This is a genomic window from Sphingobacterium sp. UBA6317, from assembly GCF_002440385.1.
Taxonomy (GTDB): domain Bacteria; phylum Bacteroidota; class Bacteroidia; order Sphingobacteriales; family Sphingobacteriaceae; genus Sphingobacterium; species Sphingobacterium multivorum.
Map to the genome: position 1 here is coordinate 20006 of NZ_DJTD01000030.1, position 22611 is coordinate 42616.

Below are 22611 nucleotides of genomic sequence, written 5' to 3' on the forward strand. Positions count from 1 at the left end.
TTTTTCTTGATAATTGCAAAGATTATAGTTTAAATGATAACTTTGGTAGTCCGAAATAAACATAATGAGTAGTCCGGTTAGTATAGGTTTTCATTCCATTATTAAGATAGATCGCCGTAAGGAAGATGCCATCTATCTGCAGATTGTTTATCAATTTATCAATGCCGTCAAACGCAATCTATTGGAAGATGGAGATCTGTTGCCCGGAAGTCGGAAGATTGCTGATGAACTAAATGTGCACCGAAAAACCATTGTAGCTGCTTTAGCGGAATTGCAGGACCAGGGCTGGGTGAAAATTTTACCTAATCGCGGAACTTTTGTGAAAAATCCCGAGCGTATCGGCACCTCCAGGTCTGCAGTTAAGGCATTTAGACAGCCGCCTGATTTTGCGCCTTACTTTTTTAGAAAGGAACTCATCTTAGATATGCCTATTTCAGAGGTTCCCGAAAGGTACTATTTTACGGATGGAACACCGGATTATAATGTCATTGGAACGGAGGAACTGGTGCGTTTTTATGCATCCATGGTGAAACGGAAAAAGAAAAGTGATGATTTTCCGACGACGACTGAAGGGAATTTGTTTTTTAGGGACCAGTTAAGCTATTATCTGAATTTAACAAGAGGGTTTCATCTTTCCCGGAATTTATTGTTGCCTATTGCCAGCCGCGAGCAGATTTTTTCAATTTTATCCCGATTATTGATCCGACCAGGTGATATTGTGCTGGTGGAAAATTTAAGTTATTTTTTACCTAACATGATCTTTAGTCAAGCTGGGGCCAAGCTAAAAACCATTCCGGTAGATGCGGAGGGGATGAATGTAGATAAAATCGGAGATCAATTTAAACCCGGAGAAATCAGATGTGTTTACCTCAATACCAGATGTCAGTATCCAACGACGGTTAACCTTTCCGAGCGGAGGAAAATTCAATTATTAGCGTTGGCCGAGCAGTATAACTTTATCATTATTGAGGATGATGTGGATTTTGAGTCTTCTTTTTTTAAGGAGAAAGGCGAATCACTTTTTCGGAAAAATGGCGGTAACCGCGTGATTTATACAGGTGCTTTCGGTAGTTTCTTTGATCCTGGTTTCCAAATGAACTTTTTGATCGCACCACAGGATCTGTTGGATGAAGGTAAAAAGTATTTGAATATCTTCGGAAAACCGAATTTTATGATCGAGAAAACCTTGGGTGAAATTATCCATCAGGGTGATATCTTTCGGTATCAGCGTAAATTTCAGAAAACAATTGCTGAGCGAAAAGAATTGTTTGCCCAATTGCTGTTACGGCATTTTGAAGATCAGATCCGGTTTGAAATCCCGTCCTCGGGACTGGCTTTTTGGATACAGTTTAATCGGGTTGTTTCGCTGACAGCCTTGCAAGAAAAAGTGCGGTTGCTAGGACTCTTGTTGCCGAGTAATTGCCTTTATCAAAATAAAACCGTTACAGCATTGCGGTTGGGGTTTGCCCATCTTGACGAACAAAGTATGGTGACGGCAATTTCTTTGTTGCGTGCTGCTTATGCCGATTTGGTCGGAAATATCGACTAGTTGCTTTGCAGTATATGGGTCAATTTGTTTTTGGCTTCTTGAGGAGACCCACAGCAATCCACAAAGTATGTGTGCTGCCATTGTTTGCTTTTGGTAGCCTGTTTGTTCGTTGGGATGCTCCAATCTGGATAAATTCGGAATCCGCGTTTACCCTCTTGACAACCTGCTGTGAGGATTTCATGTTCAATGAGCGCCTGTTTTGGAAAAACAAATAAGCCGCAATGCTGGTCTTGCTCAACTAAAATAAGGTAATAATCGAAAGGATCATCTGCAGTATAGGGGATGGTTTGACCACCGCTGTCACGTTTCCAAAGAGCAACGAATAACCCCACTTTTCTTGGTGTTATCTTAGCCTTCCTAAATTTGAAGTTTTTGTTGCCCAGTTGAAAATTAAAACCATAATAGGCTCTACCTGGTTGATCTTCCGATAGGAGCGAGCAATGGGGCATAAATATACTTTCGAGCTTATCTAGTACTTTCCTAATCATCTGGTCAGCGATCTGTGGGGCTGCCTGATGGTTAAGATTCATGTTGAGGGATATAGATTAACTGAACAACACCCGATTTGAATGTGACGCTTTGGACAAGTTTTAGGGATAGTCGTTCAGGTAAGTTTTCGAATAAAGGCTTGCCACTTCCCAGGGCAATGGGGTGAACGGAAATGCGATAGACGTCAACAAGGTTGGCTTGGATGAATGTTGTGATTAGACGTGCTCCCCCATATAGCCAAATATCTTTTCCGGGCTGCGCTTTTATTTCCTGAACATGTTCAGTGATATCAGTTTGGATGAAAGTAGCGTTTTCATCTTGTCTTGCTTGACTGGAAAAAACATATTTTTTCTTCGCATGGACATTTTTCCAAAGATTTATTTCCGTTTCATCGGCCGTAGCACCCGGTTGGAAATTACCCCAGGCATCATAGCTCACCCGGCCATAAAAGATGGTATCGACCGAAGCCAAAAAGCCATCGAAATCCATGTCATCATCCATAATGCACCAGTCAACCTCTCCCTGTGAGCCTTCAATAAAGCCATCTAGGGTCATGGCCAGATCCAATATTATTTTTCTCATGTGTGTTATTTGCTTTAAACCTGTTACTTGCGTTCCCGTAATAATAGAAGCTGGGTTAGCTCAACGGCGGATTGTCAGGATAACATAAAGATAGAGAAATAATAAGGTTTGGCCAAATTGCCGAACAACGGAGCAAAGAAAAAGCCCAGCAAAGAATGTCTGGGCTTTGAGATTATATAAGGGGAATAATACTTGCTAAAAAAGTGAAGACCTAGTCTTCATCGGTGATAATATCATCACCATCTAATTCGAAACCTTCACCAAGGAAGGTATTCTCTAGTTCGAATAAATCTGAATCTTTAATCATTTTACTATTTTTTGATATTCAAAGTTATCACCCTTATTTAAGCTAATCGTCAATATAAAATGAAGTTTGTGTTAAGTGATATCGTTATATTTTTTTGAGTACAACATCTAATTTTTCTGCCTGGATGATCCGACTGAAAAACTCTTTTAAATCAAAATACTCTTCCGGCATAAACAAGGGTTTGTTTAATTGTGTTGCAGATTCGATGATCAGAACATCCGGTGTTGTATTATTGATTTTGAAAATATATCGGGCCGCACGTTCAGGAAGAGCCATACTGATGTTTTTTAACTTTCCTTCCGTTGGATATGCATAGCCTTTTGGCAGTTTGATTTCAATGTAGCACTCTTCTTGGACTAAAGAACCAAAGTCGATCGGATAATTCCGCTCCGTAAGGTTGAAGGGATTCTTGGACATTTTTGTGTCAATATAAGGATTGAATAGAAGTTGTTCATTTTGCAGGGTTGCAAAATTCCTAATCTCAATTTCAAACTCCTCCGTTAGCGGTTTATCAAGGGATTCCCGATTCGATACTTTAAAACTATTGATTTTGATGCGATTGTTTTCTTCATCTATTTTTTCGTAGAATTCTTCTTCAGAATTACTTCCTTGAAGGCGCTCACGCATTTTGGAAGCACCATAACCGTTACGTGAGGTAATCCATTTTCCTTTTAATGCACCATCTTCCGACAGTTCACCGTAGAAGAAGTTACTGTAAGTAGATGCAAGATTTGCCTCGAGCTTTACCCAGTCAGATTCGCCTTCCAGGGGAATTGATCTTCCCTGAAAGTTGACACATTTCATTGGAATATTTCCAAACATCTCATAGGGAGAGGTCGCATCCAGCAGGTAGTAGTTTTCACCTATTTTTACCTGGGCAATGACATGGTTGAACTCTGATATCGCTGGTGCATAGAGCCCTGCATAGCCATTCTCACGTGTCGATAAAATAACAGGGATGGCATCTAGTTTCGCATAACGTAAGGCATTGACCAGTCCAAGGTTAATATCGGCGCTATTGCCTGTTCTTTTTTCGATGGCTTCTTTGATATTTTTTGCGTAGATCGAATGGCGGTTATTCCATTTTATTTGTTTCTGGAAGTAGGTATACAGTCGTACCGCTTTCTCCAGGTCATCTTTTGAATCCTGCAATACCGGTTCAATGAACTCCTTCAATGCCGTTTTTCGCTTTACCTGTCCACCAAAACTTTCGTCCTGTACGAGTTTATCTCTGACATTTTCCCAGGTGAGCGAGAAGTCTTTTGTCGGTCCCATTGGAATGCTATACCGACCAAGCTCAAAGAAAATGATTGACCTAAAATTTTTGGAAGAGGTCATGTAATCTTCGGTATGGAAAGCCGGAATATTTTCCATGGTATAGGTGGTTTTATTGCCTAAGACTTCTCCAACTTGAGAATCCAGGCCTGTGTTGTAATTTTCTACCTTCCGGTCACTGACGGCTAATCCCCCCTTTAAATTGGCTTTGTAATGAAAAACTTCGGGAATACGCGTGACGTATTGGCTATAAATTTTTGGGAGATCTTCCTGAAATTCCCAGGCATTTAAGTTAAAAATAAATGGCGATTCTGTGCGGTAGCGGTATTCAATAATTGTACCTTCTTGGACCTGCGGAATGGCCGCTTTCGTTACCGCATAGTTTTCTGAGGCGTTTTCGTTAAAAATATTCGCTTTCGTCATCTCTGTTTCTACAACCTTATCTCCGACGAGGTGATAGGACGCTCCCTTGATGTCCATAAGGACTTCCCGGTCGTTGCCGCTTTTATATAAAGGGATACTGAAATTAGCGTAATTATAAGCTTCCTTATTTAATATTTTAATGCGGACGTGTCTGAAAAATTGAACAACCGGACCTTTGTTTTTATCATAACTTACTTCGGCTGATCCATATTCGCGTAAGACAAAGGCATTTGCTGCTGTATCTATTTTGTCAACAGTAATGGCAAAATCTTCCTTTTTTATTTTACCGAACGAAAAATCTTGCGCTTGTAGGTATACACCACTAAGCAGGAGGAGGCCAGTGAAAAAACTTTTCATAAAAAATGACTGTATGGTTAAGAATTATAACACTAAAGTATGAAATAATTTTAAATCCAAACCCTTATAAATTAAATTGGTTGAAAAGATAAATGGATCGATCAATTGCGATTGCTTATTTGTCCCGATAGCGAGATAAACTTGTGTTGTAATTAGATAGGATGTGCTCAGATCGCATCCTTACAAGGTGAATTCGAAGCTTAACGTGACATAGCGGTAGTCTTCCCCTTTCCATTTTGGTCCCGAAAGTAGAATCTCTTTGGCTTTGGCATCGAGGTAATCATTTGCACTTTGGAGAACGCTGATATTTGTTGGGAGTCCATCTTTATCGATATAGAAGCTTAAACGGACAGTGCCCTCATAGCGGCTTTTAGCTGTTTTTTTCTTGATATAATTGTTGAACGATCTCCAGCCCCAGATAGGTTCGGCACTTTTTGATTTGCGTGAAGACATCGTTGTGACGACGACTTCATCAAGTGAGGCGCCGGAAGGTTGCAGTTTGATCGTCGTATTTTTGCTGCGACGCATATTCAATGCGACAGAATTGTAGCCCAGAGCCATGATGTCGACGAGTGAATCCATTGTGCTGGGTTGGATGGTAGCTTGTCCCTGTGCGTCGGTATTTGTCGCAAACTTGCTATTGGGTTGAATGATTGTCACTCCCGAAATAGGTAAGCCTGTCTCTTTGTCCCGAATTGTAAGTTGTAGCGGGGTACCTTGTTGTTGTGGCATCGCAATACCCGGAGCTCTGCCTGCAAGGGTATTGTTTAAACTTGATGTTCCACGAATCATAATGGTTTGGGAAGCATCTTTTTTCTTTGCCATTGGTGCATAACCGATAACAATTGTACTGTCTGCAGGTCTTAATCCAAATACAGGGCGATCATTATTGAGACCTTCCTTCATTTCTTCCAATGATTTTACACGCAGGGATGGTTCCCGGGATAAAACGGTTACCTCTTCCAGTGGATGCTGTTCATGAAGCCGCGTTCGGTTATTATCGGCTAATTGTGGCAAATGATCTTGAGATCCTATTTTTGATGCAATATCATCTGAAGGAATGATAGAATCTGCTGCTGTAACCTTTGTTTTGGGTTTTTCCTGCGTAATACTTACTTCGGCGGTACGCCTCGCTTCGGATGAATTTTTGTCCTGTTGACGGTAAAGGAGGAGACCAATCCCCAATACGATCACTGCCGCTGCGGCGATGGCAAGTCTCTTCCAATCAAAGACCTTTATTTTAGCGGTATTATCTTTCTGAACACGTTGTGCAATTTGGTTGTTGATTGTTGTAAGTACGGTTTTATTCTGATCCATTTCCATACCCATAAGAATATCGGCCAGCATGGGGTCACGCTGTGCCTCACGTTCAAGCGCGTACATCTCCGTAGGAGATAATTCGCCGTTGACGTATTTCTTTAAGTATGCTATGTCGTAATTACTGTTGCTCATTCCAAGCCTCCATGCAATTTTTTAAATTCCGTTTCCCATTCTGTATATAGCTCTTTACTTCGTTCAAGCTATAACCGGTAGATTCACTAATCTCTTTGTAACATTTTTCCTCTAAGAAGAAGAGTCTGACCGACTGCTGCTGTTTGTCTGGCAACTTTTCCAGACAGCCTTCCATGGCTGTTAGCTGTTCTTCTTTTTCATCATATTGTTCATACTGATGCATGTCTCCCGGAAATTTCACAAATTCATCCAAAGAAATTTGAGTTTTGTTCTTTTGAGACCTCAAATACATCAGACAATGGTTCTTGCTTAATACATAAAGCCACCTTGGGAAGTCCTTGATTTCTTGTTTGTTGACTTTGTGTATTAATTCTTCAAAGATATTCATGACAGCATCTTTACTCAATTCGGAATCTTGGAGATACCGTAAGCAAACATAGTATACCATCTCCGTATGTCGTTGGTATAGATCACCCAATACCTGGAGCTCCTTAGACTCCTGGTAGTGCAGCAAGAGCTCGTGGTCTTGTGCTGTATCTATTTTTGACGACTTGAATGCGAACATTTTATTGGTTAAAAATATTTTTTTTTTCTGGTTTATGGAAATTTAATATTTGAGGCATCCCTTGGCAAAAATGTAAAAGATATGAGAGCAATACTTTTTGTAATAGGCTTGTTGCTATCCTTAGGCGGATATGCCAAGCAAGGATATGAGGTTAGGGGGAAGGTTGTCGATGCGAATACAGGAATGGCAATTGTGGGGGTACAGGTGAACAATGCTGCAACCAAAGCACATGTGCAGACCGATGACAAGGGAAACTATCGTATTCAAGTCCTTGATGGTAAAAACATCTTGATTTTTAGTTATATCGGATATCTTGAGCAGCGGATAGCGGTCAACCATCGGACAACGATTGATGTGGCCTTGGCGCAACAAAACACCACACTGGATGAAGTTGTGGTGACCGGATCTGAGCGCAGGGCGAAGCGTCAGACGGCGTCGGTGCTGAATGTTAATGCAGCTTTGTCAGGGCAAGTATCGGGTCTGTATATTCGAGGGACGGGTTATGTGCCTAATCAGAACCAAGAATCTTATCAAAAAATAAAGGAAAACAAGTTTATCAATCCACGAAAAGAACCCTTATCAACGTTTGCGGCCGATGTTGATGCTGCTTCCTATAGTAACGTACGTCGTTTTATCAATTCAGGAACACTACCTGAAAAAGATGCGGTACGTGTTGAAGAGATGATCAATTACTTTCAGTATCAAGTGGCCGGTCCTAAGAATGGCGAACCTGTAAATATCGTCACCGAATTGACCAAGGCACCCTGGAATACTACACATCAGCTCATGCGCGTAACATTAAAGGCGAAAGATATACCGACGGCGAATCTTAAAGCTTCCAATCTGGTGTTTTTGATCGATGTGTCGGGATCAATGATGGGACCGGGGCGTCTGCCTTTGGTGAAAGCTTCGCTGAAGATGTTGGTTGATCAACTACGTGCTGTAGACCATGTTGCCATTGTGACCTATGCTGGATCGGCAGGGGTAAAACTGGAGAGTACGCCCGGTGATGAAAAGATGAAAATTAAATCGGCTATTGAGGAGCTGGAAGCCGGTGGAAGTACGGCTGGAGCTGCAGGAATTAAGAAGGCTTACGAAATTGCGAAGCAACAATTTATCAAAGGTGGAAACAACCGGATTATTTTGGCTAGTGACGGCGATTTCAATGTTGGGGAAAGCAGTGACGAATCTATGGAAGAGCTGATTGCCAAAGAAAGTAAATCGGGGGTTTTCCTCACAGTATTGGGGTATGGCATGGGGAATCTGAAGGACAGTAAGATGGAAATCCTTGCAGACAAAGGGCATGGGAATTATGCGTATATCGACAACATTTCTGAAGCACGAAAAGCCATGGTGACCGAATTCGGGAGAACCTTGTTTACCGTTGCGAAAGATGTCAAGATCCAGGTCGAATTTAATCCCAGTTATGTGCAGGCATACCGTTTAGTGGGGTACGAAAACCGCTTGTTGGAAGCTGAAGATTTCAATGACGATCAAAAGATGGGTGGTGATATGGGGGTAGGTCATGTGGTGACAGCCCTATATGAAATTGTACCGGTCGGTGTGGAGTCGGGGATGGTCGGAACGGTAGATCCCTTAAAATATCAACAACAAGCGGATCAGGTAGCTGAGCGGAGAAATGCTGAACTGGCAACCGTGAAATTTCGGTATAAGGAGCCCGAAGGGGAGAAAAGCAAGTTGCAACAAAAGGTGATAGGAACTACTGTTACGGAATTGAATCGCGTGAGTGAAGATTTACAGTTCGCCACTGCGGTAGCGGAACTTGGTCTATTACTTCGTGATTCTGATTTTAAGCAAAAGGCCAATTTTGATCAGCTAATCGCGCGCGCAAAAGCTTCCAAAGGCAAAGATGAGGAAGGTTATCGTGCTGAATTTATCCGTATGGCAGAGAATGCACGGGATTTATCGAGATCGAAAGAATAACTAAAAATGGCTAAAGATGAATTTTTCAGTAGCAGCAATCGAAATGCGGCTACTGGAAATAAGTTTAGTTTGTGGGGCAATAGGTAAAAAAGTAAATAAAATCTATATTTTTAGTTCATCAATAAAAGGAACGTATTTTGCTTCTGCTGATTTGCGCTATGTGATATTTGGTGAGTAAGTGCAATCTGAGCGATGTGTTGTTATAGTATATGGAAATAAAAAATGTTAGATAAATGAAGAATTTTTTCTTGTGCTTTCTTTTGGCTATTGGTATTACAGTGCCATCAGTAGCCCAAAATGCGAGCTTGAATAAACAACAGACCATGGCTTATATTAATAAGCTATATAAGGTAGCTTACCGTTATAAGGATACGAAAATTGACACGGTAACGGTAGATGGGAAGGTGTTAACAGTCTTTCTTTCCAGTGGCCAGCATTTTAGAAGTGATATTGCCAAATCAGATGTACTTGTCATTGCAAGAGTAAAATCCGGTTATCAAATTCGATTTAAGTCTTCGCCAAGCACGGATGAAATTTTATGGGCGATCCAAACAGAAGAAGATGCCAAACGTCTGAAAAATGCATTGGAGCATTTGGTTAAAATCGTAAAGACCGAAAAAAAGACAGATCCTTTTGGAAGTTAAATCGTAATCGGGGATCCGTTGGGTAATAGAATGTTCGGCAAGGTATGAGCTTGCCGAACTGAATAGAGAAAGTAGTAGGACTTGCACATGGATATGTGTTGAGGATTGCTGAGGGGGTAACCAAATGCCTACTAGATATAAAGACGATTGGCTTCATGGCCGAAATTGATGTGGCTGTTGAAACCATCGATTGTAAATCATATCGCTTATACGAAGTAAGCATATTAACATGAATTCGGTGTTAAAATGTTGTTATCTTATTGTGATTAAGTGTGTTGTGTGTTTGTTTTTGAATTATTTTATTTCTCCTGTTGATGAATTTAATTCCCGGAAGGAACTTAATCCTCTTTCTAGGTTTATATTTCCGAGATAGCTGCTATTCATGCTCCGATTAGTTCCGTCAGCTGCAACAAAACCTAGATATAGATGATATGTATCACTTTGGGTTAGTTTCGGTATTTGAATAGATTCTCGCAAATCCATAATGTAATTTTGAAGTAAAACACCTTGTGAAGCGTTTATTGGATTTTCAGGAATGAGGAGTACCAAGGTTCGGAAATCTGTCAGATCCTCGTACAAGAGTTTTTCGGTGTTTTTTAGTTCCCAAGTGATATGGATAGTTTCGTTCAACAATTGAAATGTTGCCCCTGTAATCTCTTCGTCCAAACCTCGGCTTATGGCAATCTTTTCATAATCGATATGAAAACCTTCATCGTCTTGTTGCATGGCATGGTGAAGGTTATAGGACATCGCTGCATTAAATGCTGTCATATTTTTAGCGGAGGTTGAGAAGCCGAGCCGTATGACTTTCGTGTAAGGACTTAAGAATTGTTGCATAAGTCCAAATTTGTTTCGGTTGTTCACTTCCTTTTCAGAAAGTGCTCTTTTTTTATTCACCCTCGGAAGAGACCTGACATAATTGATCTCTTTCCATTTACAAAAAACAACTGCCCCCACTTTGCCCGAGGGAGGACCATTTACACCCTGTGTTACATTTGCCATAGTCTTAAATTAAATGTGTAGGGGTACTAACACACAACGAATAGATAAGTTTAGTTTAATCTATTAAATAATTGTAAATAAGGTGTTACGTAATAGGGAATTAATAGGTAGTTAAGACGGCTTCATCCGAATGAGGTCCCTATAAGGTCCCTATAAAGTCCCTATCAAATCCCTTTAAGTGCATTATTTTTTTGGGATGAGATCGCTTGTTGCTTACTTAATGGTTTGCACAAAAAAAGCAGATCCGAGGAGTGATCTGCTTTGACTGATATATATTAGAAGTTGGCTGCTACGTTAACCTAGTAGTAAGGTAAATAGTGGGATCAGGGCAACTATAGAAACCATCATTGTAATACGGTTTTGAAGATATAAACTAATAGACAAGATCAATTCGCTATGTTCAAAGCTTTCTATTTTCCCTCCATTTTTGAGCGAAGAAGGTTTGATTTCGACAACTTCCCCTTGCTCGTTCTCAATTTGCCAGGAGGTCATCCACATATTTTTTGATCTCCACGTGTATTTTTTATCGATTAGGCTAATAGTGGCTTTAGTTGTCCAGGTATCATATTCAATATCGCCGATCAGTTCATTGTTTTGATTGCGAATCTCCGTGTATGGGTTGAAAAATCCCCTATTTTTGAAACGGAACTGATCGTTGTGGATAGAAACATGAGCGTCCAGATTCCAATTGATAGATTCTAAACTTCCTATAACTGCTTCATTGCGGTAGAGGGTTGATTTAGTTCCGAACAAATTATTCTTCCAGTTGTAAATTGATTTCTTTTCCATACCTGTTTATGTTTATAAGTTTATTTTAATTCATTAGTATTAGCCCCGTTCGTTTTGTTACAGTTTTTGGAAATATTTTTTAGAGCCTATTATGGTTATTAGTAGGTGGGGGCATTCTACCTAACATGTTAGATGTCTGCGAAAAAATCCTTATTTTTACCGATAAAATCACATCGAATTGACACACCAGGAAAAGTCGAGCCAGATTAGGAGGGAAATAAATCTTTCCTACCAGCAGCTTAAAGGAATGTACCCCATCTTAAAAAGTCAGAACAGTATTGGAATGGCTCTATTCGCACTGGCGATCCTGGCAATTGTCGTTGTATCGATAGCTTGGTTTCGCGCTGTTGTTCCGACTTGGCTTATGATTGTTAGTAATGCGTTTTTTATGGGCGTGTTGCATGAAATAGAGCATGATCTGATTCATTGGCTTTATTTTAAAAGACAAAAGGCAATTCATCATTTTATGCTTTTTAGTGTATGGATATTACGTCCATTGACGGTAAATCCTTGGATACGCAGGACCTTGCATCATCATCATCATAAGTTTTCGGGTACATTACATGATGTTGAGGAACGCAGTGTTACGAATGGCGAGCAGTGGTCGATCAAACGTCTGTTAACAACTCCCGATGTTGTGTTGGGTGGGCTCTTTCGACTGCATCGCATGTTTAACGATATGGATAACGAGGTGAAAAATGGAAATCTAAAGTTGGAGACTTCTTCAAAACTAAAACGGATTATGTTTTTGAGCATTGTTCCAGTGACGATTTTTGCACATGTGATTTTATATTTCTTTTTTGCAGACCTGTTATTTGGTTGGTTAAGTGAGGTTTTTGAGTTAGATTTGAGTTTTCCACACTATGTTAATAACATGTTGATAAGTCTGCATGGGATCATTTATGTTATTCTATGCCAAACTTATTACGTCAGTTTTGTTTGCATTTTATTACATCAAACATGCATTATTTTGGTGATGTTGAAGCTGGAAATGTTATTGAGCAGACGCAAGTATTGACAGTTTGGTGGACTTTTCCGATGCAATTGTTTTGTTTCTTTTTCGGTTGGACACATAGCATCCATCATTTTGTCGTCAATGAGACATTTTACGTACGTCATATTGGGCGCAAGAAGGCACAAGAAATTTTGCGCAAGTATGGGGTTCGTTTTAATGATTTGGGAACGTTTAGAAGGGCAAACCGTTTTCGTGAACTTTCCAACAAAGAAGTTTAGTCCTTTTTATTTACCTTTTTTTACGATAGGTTTTATAGTTACCATGCTGCTGATAGACGAGGGCTCCCTCTTCACAATAGTTGGTTAGATAAACAGAGAATTTGTTGCTTTGGCTCTTGTCAATACCCAATTGGACCAACACTTCCGAAACACGTCGTGCTGCGTGGAAAAAATCCGAATGATAGACGAGGTCATCCAGTTTTTTGCTTAGCGTGATTCTTTCCTGCGCATCAGGAGGTAGGGAATAGGGCGAATTAAAAACAATATCATGCTGAAAAAATACCGTCGGTTGGATTTCCAGGCTGCGGCATAAAGTTAAAAAGTTTGTGAGCGTTAAGTCTTTTCCCTTTTCTATACCATTGAGTGTTCCTGTTGAAATGCCTGTTAGATGGGATAGATCCCGTAGTGAATAATAAAGATCATTTCGTTTCGCGCGAAAGCGTAAACCAATTGTTTCCAGTAATGCTTTGTCTTCATCCGTCATACAACGAATTGAATGACAATTTGCGCAAAATATAGTTCATTATTTTGTTTAAAAATTTGTACTTATTATTTTTTCTTTTATATTTGTTATAACAGATGATTTAATCGGTACTGAGATTTGTTTAGTAAATAGACTCTACGTCACCGTCCTGTGTAAACCAATATAAAAAGTTATTATCTAGTAGCACACAGGCGAATGAAAAACGAAATTATTTAAGCAGATATTGTCGATTTACCTGGCTTCGGTTTCCAAGAATCCGTCAAGTTCCACCGGAGCCGTGGTAAATTGTCGAGTACGTCGGCACAATGACCGAAATTTTGGTCAGATTCTACCAGATTGTGTATGACGACAAAAGTCGACTTGCCCGGCTTCGGTTTCCAAGAATCCGTCAAGTTCCGCCGGAGCTGTGGTGAGTTGCATGGTTGCGGCTATTCGCCTGTTATTGTCCACTCATAAAATAATAGATCAGATAAAACACAATCAACACACATACTGCAATAATAAGTGTACGTTTGAGATTTCGACCGGCAGGTTCATCATCTTTTTCCTCAACGGCAACATCAGGTAGTTTCTCTTCCTGTTTTTGATCGCTATGTTCGGGGGTTTCATATTTATTTTCCATCACTCAACTTGTTTGTTATTGTAAATAGAACAGTTGCAAATTGTAAATCGTTGAGTTGGGTATATTTTTATTCCTATAAAAAAGCATGTTATGGAGCGCTGAGCACGCGACTTGAATAAATAAAACGGTAAAGCATTGTGTTTTTTCGAGTATTTGCATACATTGCGGCTATAATTAACGCGACAAACCTAAACAACCTGTAAACCTGCGTTTACAAATAATTTTGCGTTAAACGAAGTCTGTAATAAATAATTGAGCACTAAATGAAAAGAAGAACTCTTATCGGAACATTGGTAGCTGGATGTATGATGTTGGCTGTTAGTCCAACATTTGCACAACAGAAAGCTGCAAAAAAGGAAATTGGTCTACAGTTATATTCTGTACGTGAAGAAATCGGTAAAAACGCCAATTTCGACCAGATTCTGCAAAAGATCTCAGCATTGGGTTATACAGGAGTGGAAGCTGCTGGATACAAAGATGGTAAATTATATAACTTGAGCCCACAAGAGTTTAAGGCAAAAGTTGAAAAAGCTGGAATGAAGGTGATTTCATCACATGCAACGAAAACGCTATCAGAGAAAGAGTTAAGCTCTGGAGATTTTACAGAATCCCTAAAATGGTGGGACGAATGTATTGCTACGCACAAAGCAGCGGGAATGAAATACATCGTCACGCCTTGGATGGATGTACCTAAAACACTTAAGGATCTGGAAACGCAATGTCGCTACCTGGATGCTGTGGGTGCGAAATGCCGTCAGCAAGGAATCATTTACGGATACCACAACCACTCGCATGAGTTTAGAAAAGTGGAAGATAAAGTGATGTACGATTATATGTTAGAGCATACAAATCCTGAACATGTATTCTTCGAGATGGACGTCTATTGGGCGGTCATGGGGCAAGTTAGTCCGGTTGATTACTTCAATAAATATGCGGGCAGATTCAAGGCTTTGCACATTAAGGACCACCGCGAAATTGGCCAAAGTGGTATGGTCGGTTTCGATGCAATTTTTAACAATTCAAAAGTTGCTGGCCTGCAATATATTTTTGTTGAGCTGGAAGAAACACGTAACGATATTTATACCGGTTTACAACAAAGTATCGATTATCTGAAAAAAGCATCTTTTGTAAAGGCTAGCTACTTAAAATAGCCAAAAATCGGGAGAAAATTGACCCAGTTGAGACAATTCTCCGTTTGATAGATTTATTATTTTTCGTTAACTTGAATGTAATAAAAAGGGATTTTTTATTGAATTAAATTAGACCATATGAAACGGATTATTGTTGCCACAGACTATGCTGAAGAGGCCGAACATGCCTTAAAGTTTATTATGGAAGTTTTTGCAGGAAAAGAATACGAGCTCGTTTTATTTTCTCTTCAAAATCCTTCCATTCATGCAATGAACGCTCGACTTTCTCCCGATTCTATGTTCAAGATTTTTGAACATCAAAGTAAGGTTTTACGACGTAAAGCCGAGGCGATTACGGCCGAAAGTGGTGTTTTGACTATTCCTTATCTTGCGGCAGGTTTGTTTTATGACCAGATGACAAAATGCATCCAGGAGACGAATGCGGATTTGTTGGTGATGGGAATGGCCAAACGTTCCTTTGATCAGGACATGCTGGGGAATACCACCACGGCAGCAATCAGTAAGTTAAAAATACCTATCCTTTCCGTTCCGCTGGGCGCAAAATTTACGGGTCTGGAGCATATTCTTTTTGCCTGTGATATTGTTCGTGGTGTACAAAAGGAAATTCTTGAAAAAGTCAAGGATTTTGCCGCTGAATTTGGTGCGGTACTGGAGGTTCTCAATATTCGAAAAACTGTTGAGCAGCTGAATGAGGAAAAAGGAAAAGAAACACGTGAAACCATCAACGATGTGATGGGAATCGTAAGTTATTACTACAAAAATGTAACCTCCAATGAGGTTGTAAAAGCGATCCGGGACGAAGTAAAAGAGAGCAGTACGGATCTGCTGGTCATGATCCCCTATAAGTACGGTTTTTGGAGCTCATTGACCCACCGGAGTAAAACACGGATGATGGCATCGGGTCTGGATGTTCCTTTACTGACCATCTCGATCTAATTTTTTTTATTATAAAAGCCCAGGTGAACTGAGATCAGCTGGGCTTTATCTTGATTGTACTTATTGAAATAGGGGGAGTATCCTATCCCAAATTTGCTGGTAGGCTTTATTGTCCCGGACGATCCCCTTATCTTCATCATAATAATTAGGTGCATCAAAGCTCCCGCCTTTACGCCTCTCTATTGAAAATATATTTAAAACTATTTTTGCTCTTTTAGCTTGTAAAGGGCTGATCAGGAAGTTGAAAATTAATTTTTCTCCTTCTTTATTGCTTAGGAGATTATTGTTTTCGAGATACGTACTAGTTTGAATAAATCCCGAAGGCCGATCGAGCTGTGCAATAAAATAACCGCCATCCTGAAGCACTTGAATTATCTTGCTGTATGCTGAATCACTTGTGATCGGGATGGTTTTAGTACGCTCTGGATTTTGTGCCAACAGGGGGCTGGAAAAGAAGAATACATAAGCAATCAACATCAAGGAGAATTGGATAAAATGTTTCATATTGCCGAATTAAAGATCTTATCTAATGAATACTGTAATTTAACAATTTTATTTTTGATGACGGGTAATTAGATTGTCACGCTGTTATTTAATTCGTATACCTAATATTTTTAGACTACGTTCTTCCTGATCCAAGGTTGCTATATTGGGTAAGTTGGCCCATTCCTTGAAACCCATCTTTTCAAATAATGCGATACTAGGAAAGTTGTGTGCAAAGATAAATCCCAATAAGGTATGTACGCCTAAACCTGGGGCTTTATCAATGCAGTACTGGAGAATCTGTTTACCCAGGCCCCGGCCGCGTTGCTGTTCGTCCAAATAGATACTAATTTCTACTGTTGCATCATAAGCTGGACGACCATAGAAAGATTGAAAACTTACCCAGCCAAGTACCTGGCTATTTACATCTTCTATCATCCACAGGGGTCTTTTCGAAGCGTTGTGTTCGTCAAACCATTTTTGTCTACTGGCGACAGATACTGGACTAGTGTCTGCTGTGACCATGCGAGAGGCTATGGTAGAATTGTATATTTCTACGATGCGTGGTAAATCTTGTTGCGTGGCGTCACGAAATTTTAATTGATTCATGGTTTGTACTGTTTATTTGTTGTTTGGACGACGCTGATATTCTGTCCGAAGATAGCTTGTGTTGCGAAGAACAAGCAGATAAAAAGAATGAATTTCATGTAGATCGGCTGTATCGTAAATTTGTTTTTGTCAAACTTAGATAAATTGCTTTTTATATGCAATACAATACAGATCATAAAAGTAACAATTCGAGCATGTATGACATTTCTTTTTGTGCGTTGACTGGCTTGTAAGTTGTCGTTTATAAGGATCACTGCAGTAAAGCACACGATTTCTGTGTTTTATGAGTAAAATTTACACTAATTTGAACAAATATTTCACTATATAGTGTTATTTTTTTCTCATCTTAGATTATTCAAAGATATCTCATTAGCGTTACTGATGATAAATCTTAGCGAAATAGCCTGTCTTTTCGTTTCGTTATACAGGAATTTTTCTATGCGGGAATTTTTCACCAGGTTCCGGTCGCCATAAAATCACTAAAAAATTATCAAAGAAGGATCCAGGAAAGAGATGGGCTAAGCAGCTACGCTGATAGCTACTTTTTGAACACAACGAATCAATTATGAACGCATTACAAGCTGTACCTACAATCCGAATCCGTTCAATGGATGTTATGCGTGGTCTTACGCTATTCCTGATGTTATTTGTTAATGACCTGTTTATTCCAGCTGTGCCTAAATGGTTGGTTCATACAGAAGCAGATGAGGACGGAATGGGGTTGGCGGACTGGGTTTTCCCGGGATTTCTTTTTATGGTTGGAGTGGCTGTTCCTTATGCTGTGGCAGCCCGGGAAAAGTTAGGATCGTCGACAACGGTTATTTTTGTTCATATGCTGATCAGAACATTAAGTTTATTGCTTATTGGGGTATTGATATTGAATGGTTCGCGAGTTGATCCACAGCTGACGGGAATGTCGCATTTGTTGTGGTTGGGACTGCTGTATGTATTCGTTTTTCTGATTTGGAATCATTATCCGAAAGATTCTACCTATCCGCTCTTTTTTAAGGGGATGCGTCTTGTTGGTGTAGTGGGTATTATTTATCTCGTATACATGTTTAAAGCCTCTGATGGAAAAGGCCTGGAAGTAGGATGGTGGGGGATTTTAGGGCTGATTGGATGGGGATATTTTGCTGCGGCTTCTATTTTCTTGTTGAGTCGGGGTAGGATAATCGTTGTTGTATGTGGCTGGCTGATATTTTTTCTGCTCAATATTTTGGCTCACACCGAATTAAAAATTGAACTTTCTGGCATTGGACGGTATCTGCATGTCCTATTATCCGGTAATATACCCTGTATTGTGTTAGCCGGAACACTTGTGGGGATGCTTATGAAACGGTATGCGGCAACGCCGCGCATCTTGTTGCGTATCTTGTTTCTCCTTGCCACGATCTGGCTGGCTATGGGTTTTGTTTTGCGTTTTTGGTTTATTTTATCCAAAATCCATGGTACGCCGAGTTGGGCATTGGTTTGTTGCGGGATTAGCGTATTGCTTTTGATACCGCTTTATTATTTTATAGACGTGAAAGGCTACCAGCGGGGTATGCGGGTTTTTGAGGAGGCTGGAAAGAACTCATTAACGACCTATCTTGCTCCCGATCTAATCTACTTTATCTGCTGGGGTTTTCATCTTCCCCTGTTCTTCTATAAACAATCGGAGTATATGGGCTTAGCTATTGCCGGTTCATTGCTTTGGGCTTTTGCGATGTTGTGGTATGCGATCTTGCTGAAGAAGCTACCTATTTATCTGAAACTGTAGGTCGCCCATAAGCATCGAATGCGCATACTTTAACGACCATATTTTAGGACAATCAATATCATCTTGAAACAAAATAAAAAGCTATTATGGAATCTAAATTGAAATCAATACTTTGTCGGGCCTTCACTGTTCTATTATTGACCTTACTATTGTCCCCTAGTGTAAGTCGTGCACGAGCAAAAAACAAAAAAGTTGTTATCGCCTATGTCACCTCCTGGTCTAAAGTGATGCCTGATCCGACCTATCTGACGCATATCAATTATGCCTTTGCACATGTCAGCGATAGCTTTGATGGCCTGCGTATAGATAATGAATCTAGATTGAAAGCTATTACGGATCTTAAGAAAGCACATCCACATCTAAAGGTATTGTTGTCTATCGGTGGTTGGGGAAGTGGCCGATTTAGTGAAATGGCAGCTGATGAAATGAATCGACAGAAGTTTGCCAAAGACTGTTTACGTGTCGTAAAGGAGTTTAATCTTGATGGTATTGACATCGACTGGGAATATCCAACGAATTCTTCTGCGGGAATTTCGTCTTCTTTAGCCGATACGGAAAATTTCACCTTGCTCATGCACGATATTCGCAAGGCTATCGGTAAGAAGAGACTGTTGACTTTAGCTTCTGTGGCGAGCGGTAAGTATATTGCTTTTGACAAGATTGAGAAGGATGTGGATTTTGTGAATATCATGACTTATGATTCGGGGCACCCGCCGTACCATCATGCGAGTTTGCATCGTTCCGCTATGTCGGGTGGTACAACCTGTGTGGAGGCTGTAAAGGCGCATGTCGAAGGCGGTATGCCTGTGGAAAAATTGGTGCTGGGAATTCCATTCTATGGTCGGGGCAATAAAACTGATGTCAAAGGTTTTATAGATTATAAAGATCTGCTTGCCTTGCAGGGCTTTGAGCAGAAATGGGACGATGAAGCGAAAGCACATTATCTTGTCAACGATAAAGGGGAGTTTGTGTTGACCTATGAAACGCCAGAGTCGATTGCACTTAAATGCGATTACGTACACACGACGGGGCTGCTCGGTGCGATGTATTGGGAGTATGCAGGAGATACAACAGGTGGTGTCTTACGGGATGCAGTCTACAAAGGTATTATGCAATAAACAACAAAGCCGAACTTAAAGTTCGGCTTTGTTGTTTGTGGAGCTGGAGAGATTCGAACTCTCGTCCAGTCATGGTACTGTATACGCTTTCTACATGTTTAGCTTCTCTTTAATTGTCGGGCGAGGGAAGGTGAGTCGCTTACCTATACCGTACGCCGTAGTTGCTGTTTCTCACAAGTGCTTAGCAACATCACACTTGCCAGTTCTATTGTTCGATGCCCCGAATGTTAAACCAAAGAACAGGATCTAACGGGACAAATAGCTATGTTAAGTCTAACTTAAGCAGCTAAGGCGTAGTTTTCTTCGCCAGTTATAATTCTGAAAGTTCAGATTAAAGTGCTCTACTAACAACGCACTACATGCTTACATATCCGTCTCCATCCTGTCAATTCCGGTCAACCCCAATTATGTCCTACAAAGGTACTATTTTTTTGCTAAATGGGCAAGATATACGCGATTCTTGTTTAATGCCCTGGTTTTGAATGGAAAACAAATGACGCTTTATAAAATTACTTAGGATCAGGTATGGCCAGTATAAAACCTATGGAATTCGTGAAATATTAATGTTGCTTGCAATTATACAGTGTGAAATAAAAGTTATTTGATCGGCTGAATGCTCGGTATTTTCACAGGGACTTTGATAGGCAAGGAAGTTCTTGGTATACCTATGTTTCCAATAAAAAAGCTGGATGTAATATCCAGCTTTTTTATGATTTAATCAATCCAATTATTTGATCAATCCAGCTCTTTTCAATAGGGGTTCTACCGAAGGTTCCTGTCCGCGGAAGCGTTTGTATAGCACCATTGGATGTTCGGTTCCACCTTTTGAAAGGATATTATCCTTGAATTTAGTCGCGATTTCCTTATTGAAAATACCGTTTTGTTTAAAGTAGTCAAATGCATCGGCATCCAGGACTTCGGCCCATTTATAGCTGTAATAGCCTGAAGAATAACCGCCATTGAAAATATGGGAGAAGGCCGTACTCATGGCATTTTCCTTGACATCGGGATAGAGTTTTGTTGAGGCAAACTGTTCGTCTTCGAATGCTTTCAGATCCGAGATCGAAGTTGGATCCTGTCCATGCCAGCCCATATCCAATAGCCCAAAGCTCAATTGGCGCATAGTCGCCATCCCCTCAAGAAAGGAAGCGCTTTCGCGGATCTTTTCGACAAGTTCCATCGGGATCACTTCGCCAGTTTCATAGTGTTTTGCAAATAGCTCAAGGGCTTCTTTTTCATAGCACCAGTTTTCCATCACCTGACTCGGTAACTCGACAAAATCCCAATACACAGATGTTCCGGATAGTGTAGGATAAGTGCTGTCAGCGAGCATACCATGTAGGGCGTGTCCGAATTCGTGAAATAATGTCGTCACTTCCTGAAAGGTCAACAGCGAAGGTTTTGACGCTGTAGGACGCGTAAAATTGCAGACAATAGAGACATGAGGACGTTCTTGTTTACCATCTTGAATGTACTGTGGTTTGAAAGAGGTCATCCATGCCCCATTTCTCTTGCCCTTACGCGGGAAGAAATCGGCATAGAAGATAGCCACTAATTCACCATTGTCTTTACTGACTTCAAATGTTTGTACTTCTTCGTGGTAGGTATCTATTGTATCGACTTCTTTGAAGTTGATGCCAAACAAACGATGCGCTACTTCAAAAGCGCCTTGTAAGACATTTTCGAGTTTGAAATAAGGTTTGAGCTTTTCATCGTCCAGATTAAAGCGTTCTTGTTTCAGCTTTTCGGCATAATAGGCGCCATCCCATTTTTCCAGTTGGTCTATGCCATGTAAGTTTTTTGCAAATTGGGATAATTCTGCAAATTCTTTTACTGCTGCTGGTTTCGCTTTTCCCAGTAGGTCGTTTAGAAATTCCTTGACTTTGTCTGGGGCTTGTGCCATACGTTCGGCAAGGACAAAGTCGGCATGGGTAGCGTAGCCTAATAATTTGGCCCGTTCGAAGCGAAGTTTTACAATTTTAAGGACATTGTCCACGTTGTTGTGCTCGTTATCTTGAAATCCTTTGCGGCCTGCCGCGAGGGTAATTTCTTTGCGAAGTTCCCGATTGTCGGCATACGTGACAAAAGGAAGGTAGCTTGGAAAATCCAGGGTAAAAAGCCAGCCTTCTTTTTCGTTGGCTTTAGCCAGAGCATGTGCAGCTTCTATGGCACCCTCTGGAAGTCCGGCAAGATCTTTTTCGTCTGTTACCAACAGCTGGTAGGCATTGGTTTCGGCGAGGACATTCTCGCCGAATTTCAATTTTAAAAGCGATAGCTCGGCATCTATTTCGCGGAGTTTTCCTTTTTGTTCATCATTCAAAAGAGCTCCGTTGCGTACAAAATCCTTATAGGATTTTTCCAATAGGGTCGTTTGTTCTGCCGTCAATGTCAGTTGATCTTTCTGATCGTATACAGCCTTAACTCGTTTGAAAAGATCGAAATTTAAGGTGATATCATTTCCTAAAGCAGATAATTTTGGGGCTACATCCTGTGCGATTTTTTCAAGATCGGCGTTGGTTTCAGCGGAATGAAGGTTGAAAAAGATATTGGACAAGCGGTCTAGTGTTTGTCCTGAGTAAAACATCGCAGCGATCGTATTGTCGAACGTTGCCGTTTCGGGATTGTTGACGATTGCATCGACTTCATCTTTTGTCTGCTGAATAGCTTCATCAAATGCGGGAATATAATCTTCGTTTTTTATCTGTGAAAACGGAGCTGTGTCGTGCTGCGTTTTAAATTTCTCTGTTAAAATACTCATAGGAGTAAATGTAATAAATATTTATTTCAAGCGATAGCATCTACTTAAATTATGGAGCTGAGATGATATTTGACCGAATC

The 22611-nt window shown here is 40.4% G+C and carries 22 protein-coding genes and 1 other RNA gene; 10 read left to right on the forward strand and 13 right to left on the reverse strand.

Annotated features, from left to right (window positions below; genetic code table 11):
- Window positions 1-64: 64 nt before the first annotated feature.
- Window positions 65-1549, forward strand: coding sequence for a PLP-dependent aminotransferase family protein (locus tag B3E92_RS09230; protein WP_286896373.1), 1485 nt, complete (start codon window positions 65-67; stop codon window positions 1547-1549).
- Here the strand turns inward: B3E92_RS09230 and B3E92_RS09235 are convergent.
- From B3E92_RS09235 to B3E92_RS09255, 5 genes are all read right to left on the reverse strand, one after another.
- On the reverse strand, window positions 1546-2079 hold the full coding sequence (locus B3E92_RS09235; protein WP_286896376.1) for a MepB family protein: 534 nt from the start codon (window positions 2077-2079) through the stop codon (window positions 1546-1548). The two genes, B3E92_RS09230 and B3E92_RS09235, sit on opposite strands and share 4 nt — an antisense overlap.
- Window positions 2069-2620: a dihydrofolate reductase family protein gene (locus tag B3E92_RS09240; protein WP_112375548.1), complete on the reverse strand. Its 552-nt coding sequence runs from the start codon at window positions 2618-2620 to the stop codon at window positions 2069-2071. Before B3E92_RS09240 ends, B3E92_RS09235 begins: the two co-directional genes overlap by 11 nt.
- 391 nt (window positions 2621-3011) lie before the next feature.
- On the reverse strand, window positions 3012-4982 hold the full coding sequence (locus B3E92_RS09245; protein ID WP_286896379.1) for a DUF3857 domain-containing protein: 1971 nt from the start codon (window positions 4980-4982) through the stop codon (window positions 3012-3014).
- A 180-nt stretch (window positions 4983-5162) separates the two neighbouring features.
- Window positions 5163-6434 (reverse strand): TonB family protein, encoded by a 1272-nt coding sequence (locus tag B3E92_RS09250; RefSeq protein WP_286896383.1) that lies wholly within the window; start codon window positions 6432-6434, stop codon window positions 5163-5165.
- Window positions 6421-6999 carry an RNA polymerase sigma factor gene (locus tag B3E92_RS09255; protein ID WP_286896387.1) on the reverse strand — a complete coding sequence of 193 codons (579 nt, stop codon included), beginning with the start codon at window positions 6997-6999 and terminating at the stop codon, window positions 6421-6423. The genes B3E92_RS09250 and B3E92_RS09255 overlap by 14 nt, the downstream gene beginning before the upstream one ends.
- Window positions 7000-7080: 81 nt before the next feature.
- On the opposite strand from B3E92_RS09255, the gene B3E92_RS09260 reads away from it, so the two are divergent.
- The 3 genes from B3E92_RS09260 to B3E92_RS09270 are packed head-to-tail and all read left to right on the forward strand — an operon-like array spanning window position 7081 to window position 9587.
- Entirely contained in the window at window positions 7081-8943 is a 1863-nt protein-coding gene (locus B3E92_RS09260; protein ID WP_286896392.1) for a vWA domain-containing protein, read from the forward strand.
- A gap of 16 nt (window positions 8944-8959) precedes the next feature.
- Entirely contained in the window at window positions 8960-9121 is a 162-nt protein-coding gene (locus tag B3E92_RS09265) for a hypothetical protein (protein WP_172462450.1), read from the forward strand.
- A gap of 55 nt (window positions 9122-9176) precedes the next feature.
- Complete coding sequence (locus B3E92_RS09270) at window positions 9177-9587, forward strand: hypothetical protein (RefSeq protein ID WP_070565800.1); 411 nt, start codon at window positions 9177-9179, stop codon at window positions 9585-9587.
- A 294-nt stretch (window positions 9588-9881) separates the two neighbouring features.
- On the opposite strand, the gene B3E92_RS09275 is transcribed toward B3E92_RS09270, so the two are convergent.
- Entirely contained in the window at window positions 9882-10589 is a 708-nt protein-coding gene (locus B3E92_RS09275; protein WP_286896396.1) for a DUF6266 family protein, read from the reverse strand.
- Window positions 10590-10883: 294 nt separating this feature from the next.
- Window positions 10884-11378, reverse strand: coding sequence for a hypothetical protein (locus tag B3E92_RS09280; RefSeq protein ID WP_286896398.1), 495 nt, complete (start codon window positions 11376-11378; stop codon window positions 10884-10886).
- Between the two features lie 178 nt (window positions 11379-11556).
- Here B3E92_RS09280 and B3E92_RS09285 point away from each other — a divergent pair, with 178 nt between their 5' ends.
- The gene (locus B3E92_RS09285) at window positions 11557-12396 is read left to right on the forward strand and encodes a hypothetical protein (RefSeq protein ID WP_286896401.1); all 840 of its coding nucleotides are present in this window, start codon (window positions 11557-11559) and stop codon (window positions 12394-12396) included.
- Window positions 12339-12611 (forward strand): hypothetical protein, encoded by a 273-nt coding sequence (locus B3E92_RS09290; protein ID WP_286896403.1) that lies wholly within the window; start codon window positions 12339-12341, stop codon window positions 12609-12611. Before B3E92_RS09285 ends, B3E92_RS09290 begins: the two co-directional genes overlap by 58 nt.
- A 10-nt stretch (window positions 12612-12621) precedes the next feature.
- On the opposite strand, the gene B3E92_RS09295 is transcribed toward B3E92_RS09290, so the two are convergent.
- Both B3E92_RS09295 and B3E92_RS09300 read right to left on the reverse strand, forming a co-directional pair.
- On the reverse strand, window positions 12622-13095 hold the full coding sequence (locus B3E92_RS09295; RefSeq protein WP_112375556.1) for a helix-turn-helix domain-containing protein: 474 nt from the start codon (window positions 13093-13095) through the stop codon (window positions 12622-12624).
- A 439-nt stretch (window positions 13096-13534) separates the two neighbouring features.
- Entirely contained in the window at window positions 13535-13717 is a 183-nt protein-coding gene (locus B3E92_RS09300; protein WP_070565808.1) for a hypothetical protein, read from the reverse strand.
- A 263-nt stretch (window positions 13718-13980) separates the two neighbouring features.
- Here B3E92_RS09300 and B3E92_RS09305 point away from each other — a divergent pair, with 263 nt between their 5' ends.
- Both B3E92_RS09305 and B3E92_RS09310 read left to right on the forward strand, forming a co-directional pair.
- Window positions 13981-14868 carry a sugar phosphate isomerase/epimerase family protein gene (locus tag B3E92_RS09305; protein ID WP_070565810.1) on the forward strand — a complete coding sequence of 296 codons (888 nt, stop codon included), beginning with the start codon at window positions 13981-13983 and terminating at the stop codon, window positions 14866-14868.
- A 117-nt stretch (window positions 14869-14985) separates the two neighbouring features.
- Window positions 14986-15804 carry a universal stress protein gene (locus tag B3E92_RS09310; protein WP_070565812.1) on the forward strand — a complete coding sequence of 273 codons (819 nt, stop codon included), beginning with the start codon at window positions 14986-14988 and terminating at the stop codon, window positions 15802-15804.
- A 60-nt stretch (window positions 15805-15864) separates the two neighbouring features.
- Here B3E92_RS09310 and B3E92_RS09315 read toward each other — a convergent pair whose 3' ends face one another.
- Entirely contained in the window at window positions 15865-16308 is a 444-nt protein-coding gene (locus tag B3E92_RS09315; protein WP_286896406.1) for a hypothetical protein, read from the reverse strand.
- A gap of 84 nt (window positions 16309-16392) precedes the next feature.
- Window positions 16393-16896, reverse strand: coding sequence for a GNAT family N-acetyltransferase (locus B3E92_RS09320; RefSeq protein ID WP_286896408.1), 504 nt, complete (start codon window positions 16894-16896; stop codon window positions 16393-16395).
- Window positions 16897-17461: 565 nt separating this feature from the next.
- Between B3E92_RS09320 and B3E92_RS09325 the strand changes: the two genes are divergently transcribed.
- Window positions 17462-18655 (forward strand): DUF5009 domain-containing protein, encoded by a 1194-nt coding sequence (locus tag B3E92_RS09325; protein ID WP_286843016.1) that lies wholly within the window; start codon window positions 17462-17464, stop codon window positions 18653-18655.
- A gap of 86 nt (window positions 18656-18741) precedes the next feature.
- Window positions 18742-19773 carry a glycoside hydrolase family 18 protein gene (locus B3E92_RS09330; RefSeq protein WP_286896410.1) on the forward strand — a complete coding sequence of 344 codons (1032 nt, stop codon included), beginning with the start codon at window positions 18742-18744 and terminating at the stop codon, window positions 19771-19773.
- Window positions 19774-19808: 35 nt separating this feature from the next.
- On the opposite strand, the gene ssrA is transcribed toward B3E92_RS09330, so the two are convergent.
- Together ssrA and B3E92_RS09340 are read right to left on the reverse strand one after the other, a co-directional pair.
- Window positions 19809-20176, reverse strand: a transfer-messenger RNA (tmRNA) gene (ssrA, locus tag B3E92_RS09335).
- Between the two features lie 324 nt (window positions 20177-20500).
- Entirely contained in the window at window positions 20501-22531 is a 2031-nt protein-coding gene (locus B3E92_RS09340) for a M3 family metallopeptidase (protein ID WP_286896411.1), read from the reverse strand.
- Window positions 22532-22611 lie beyond the last annotated feature (80 nt).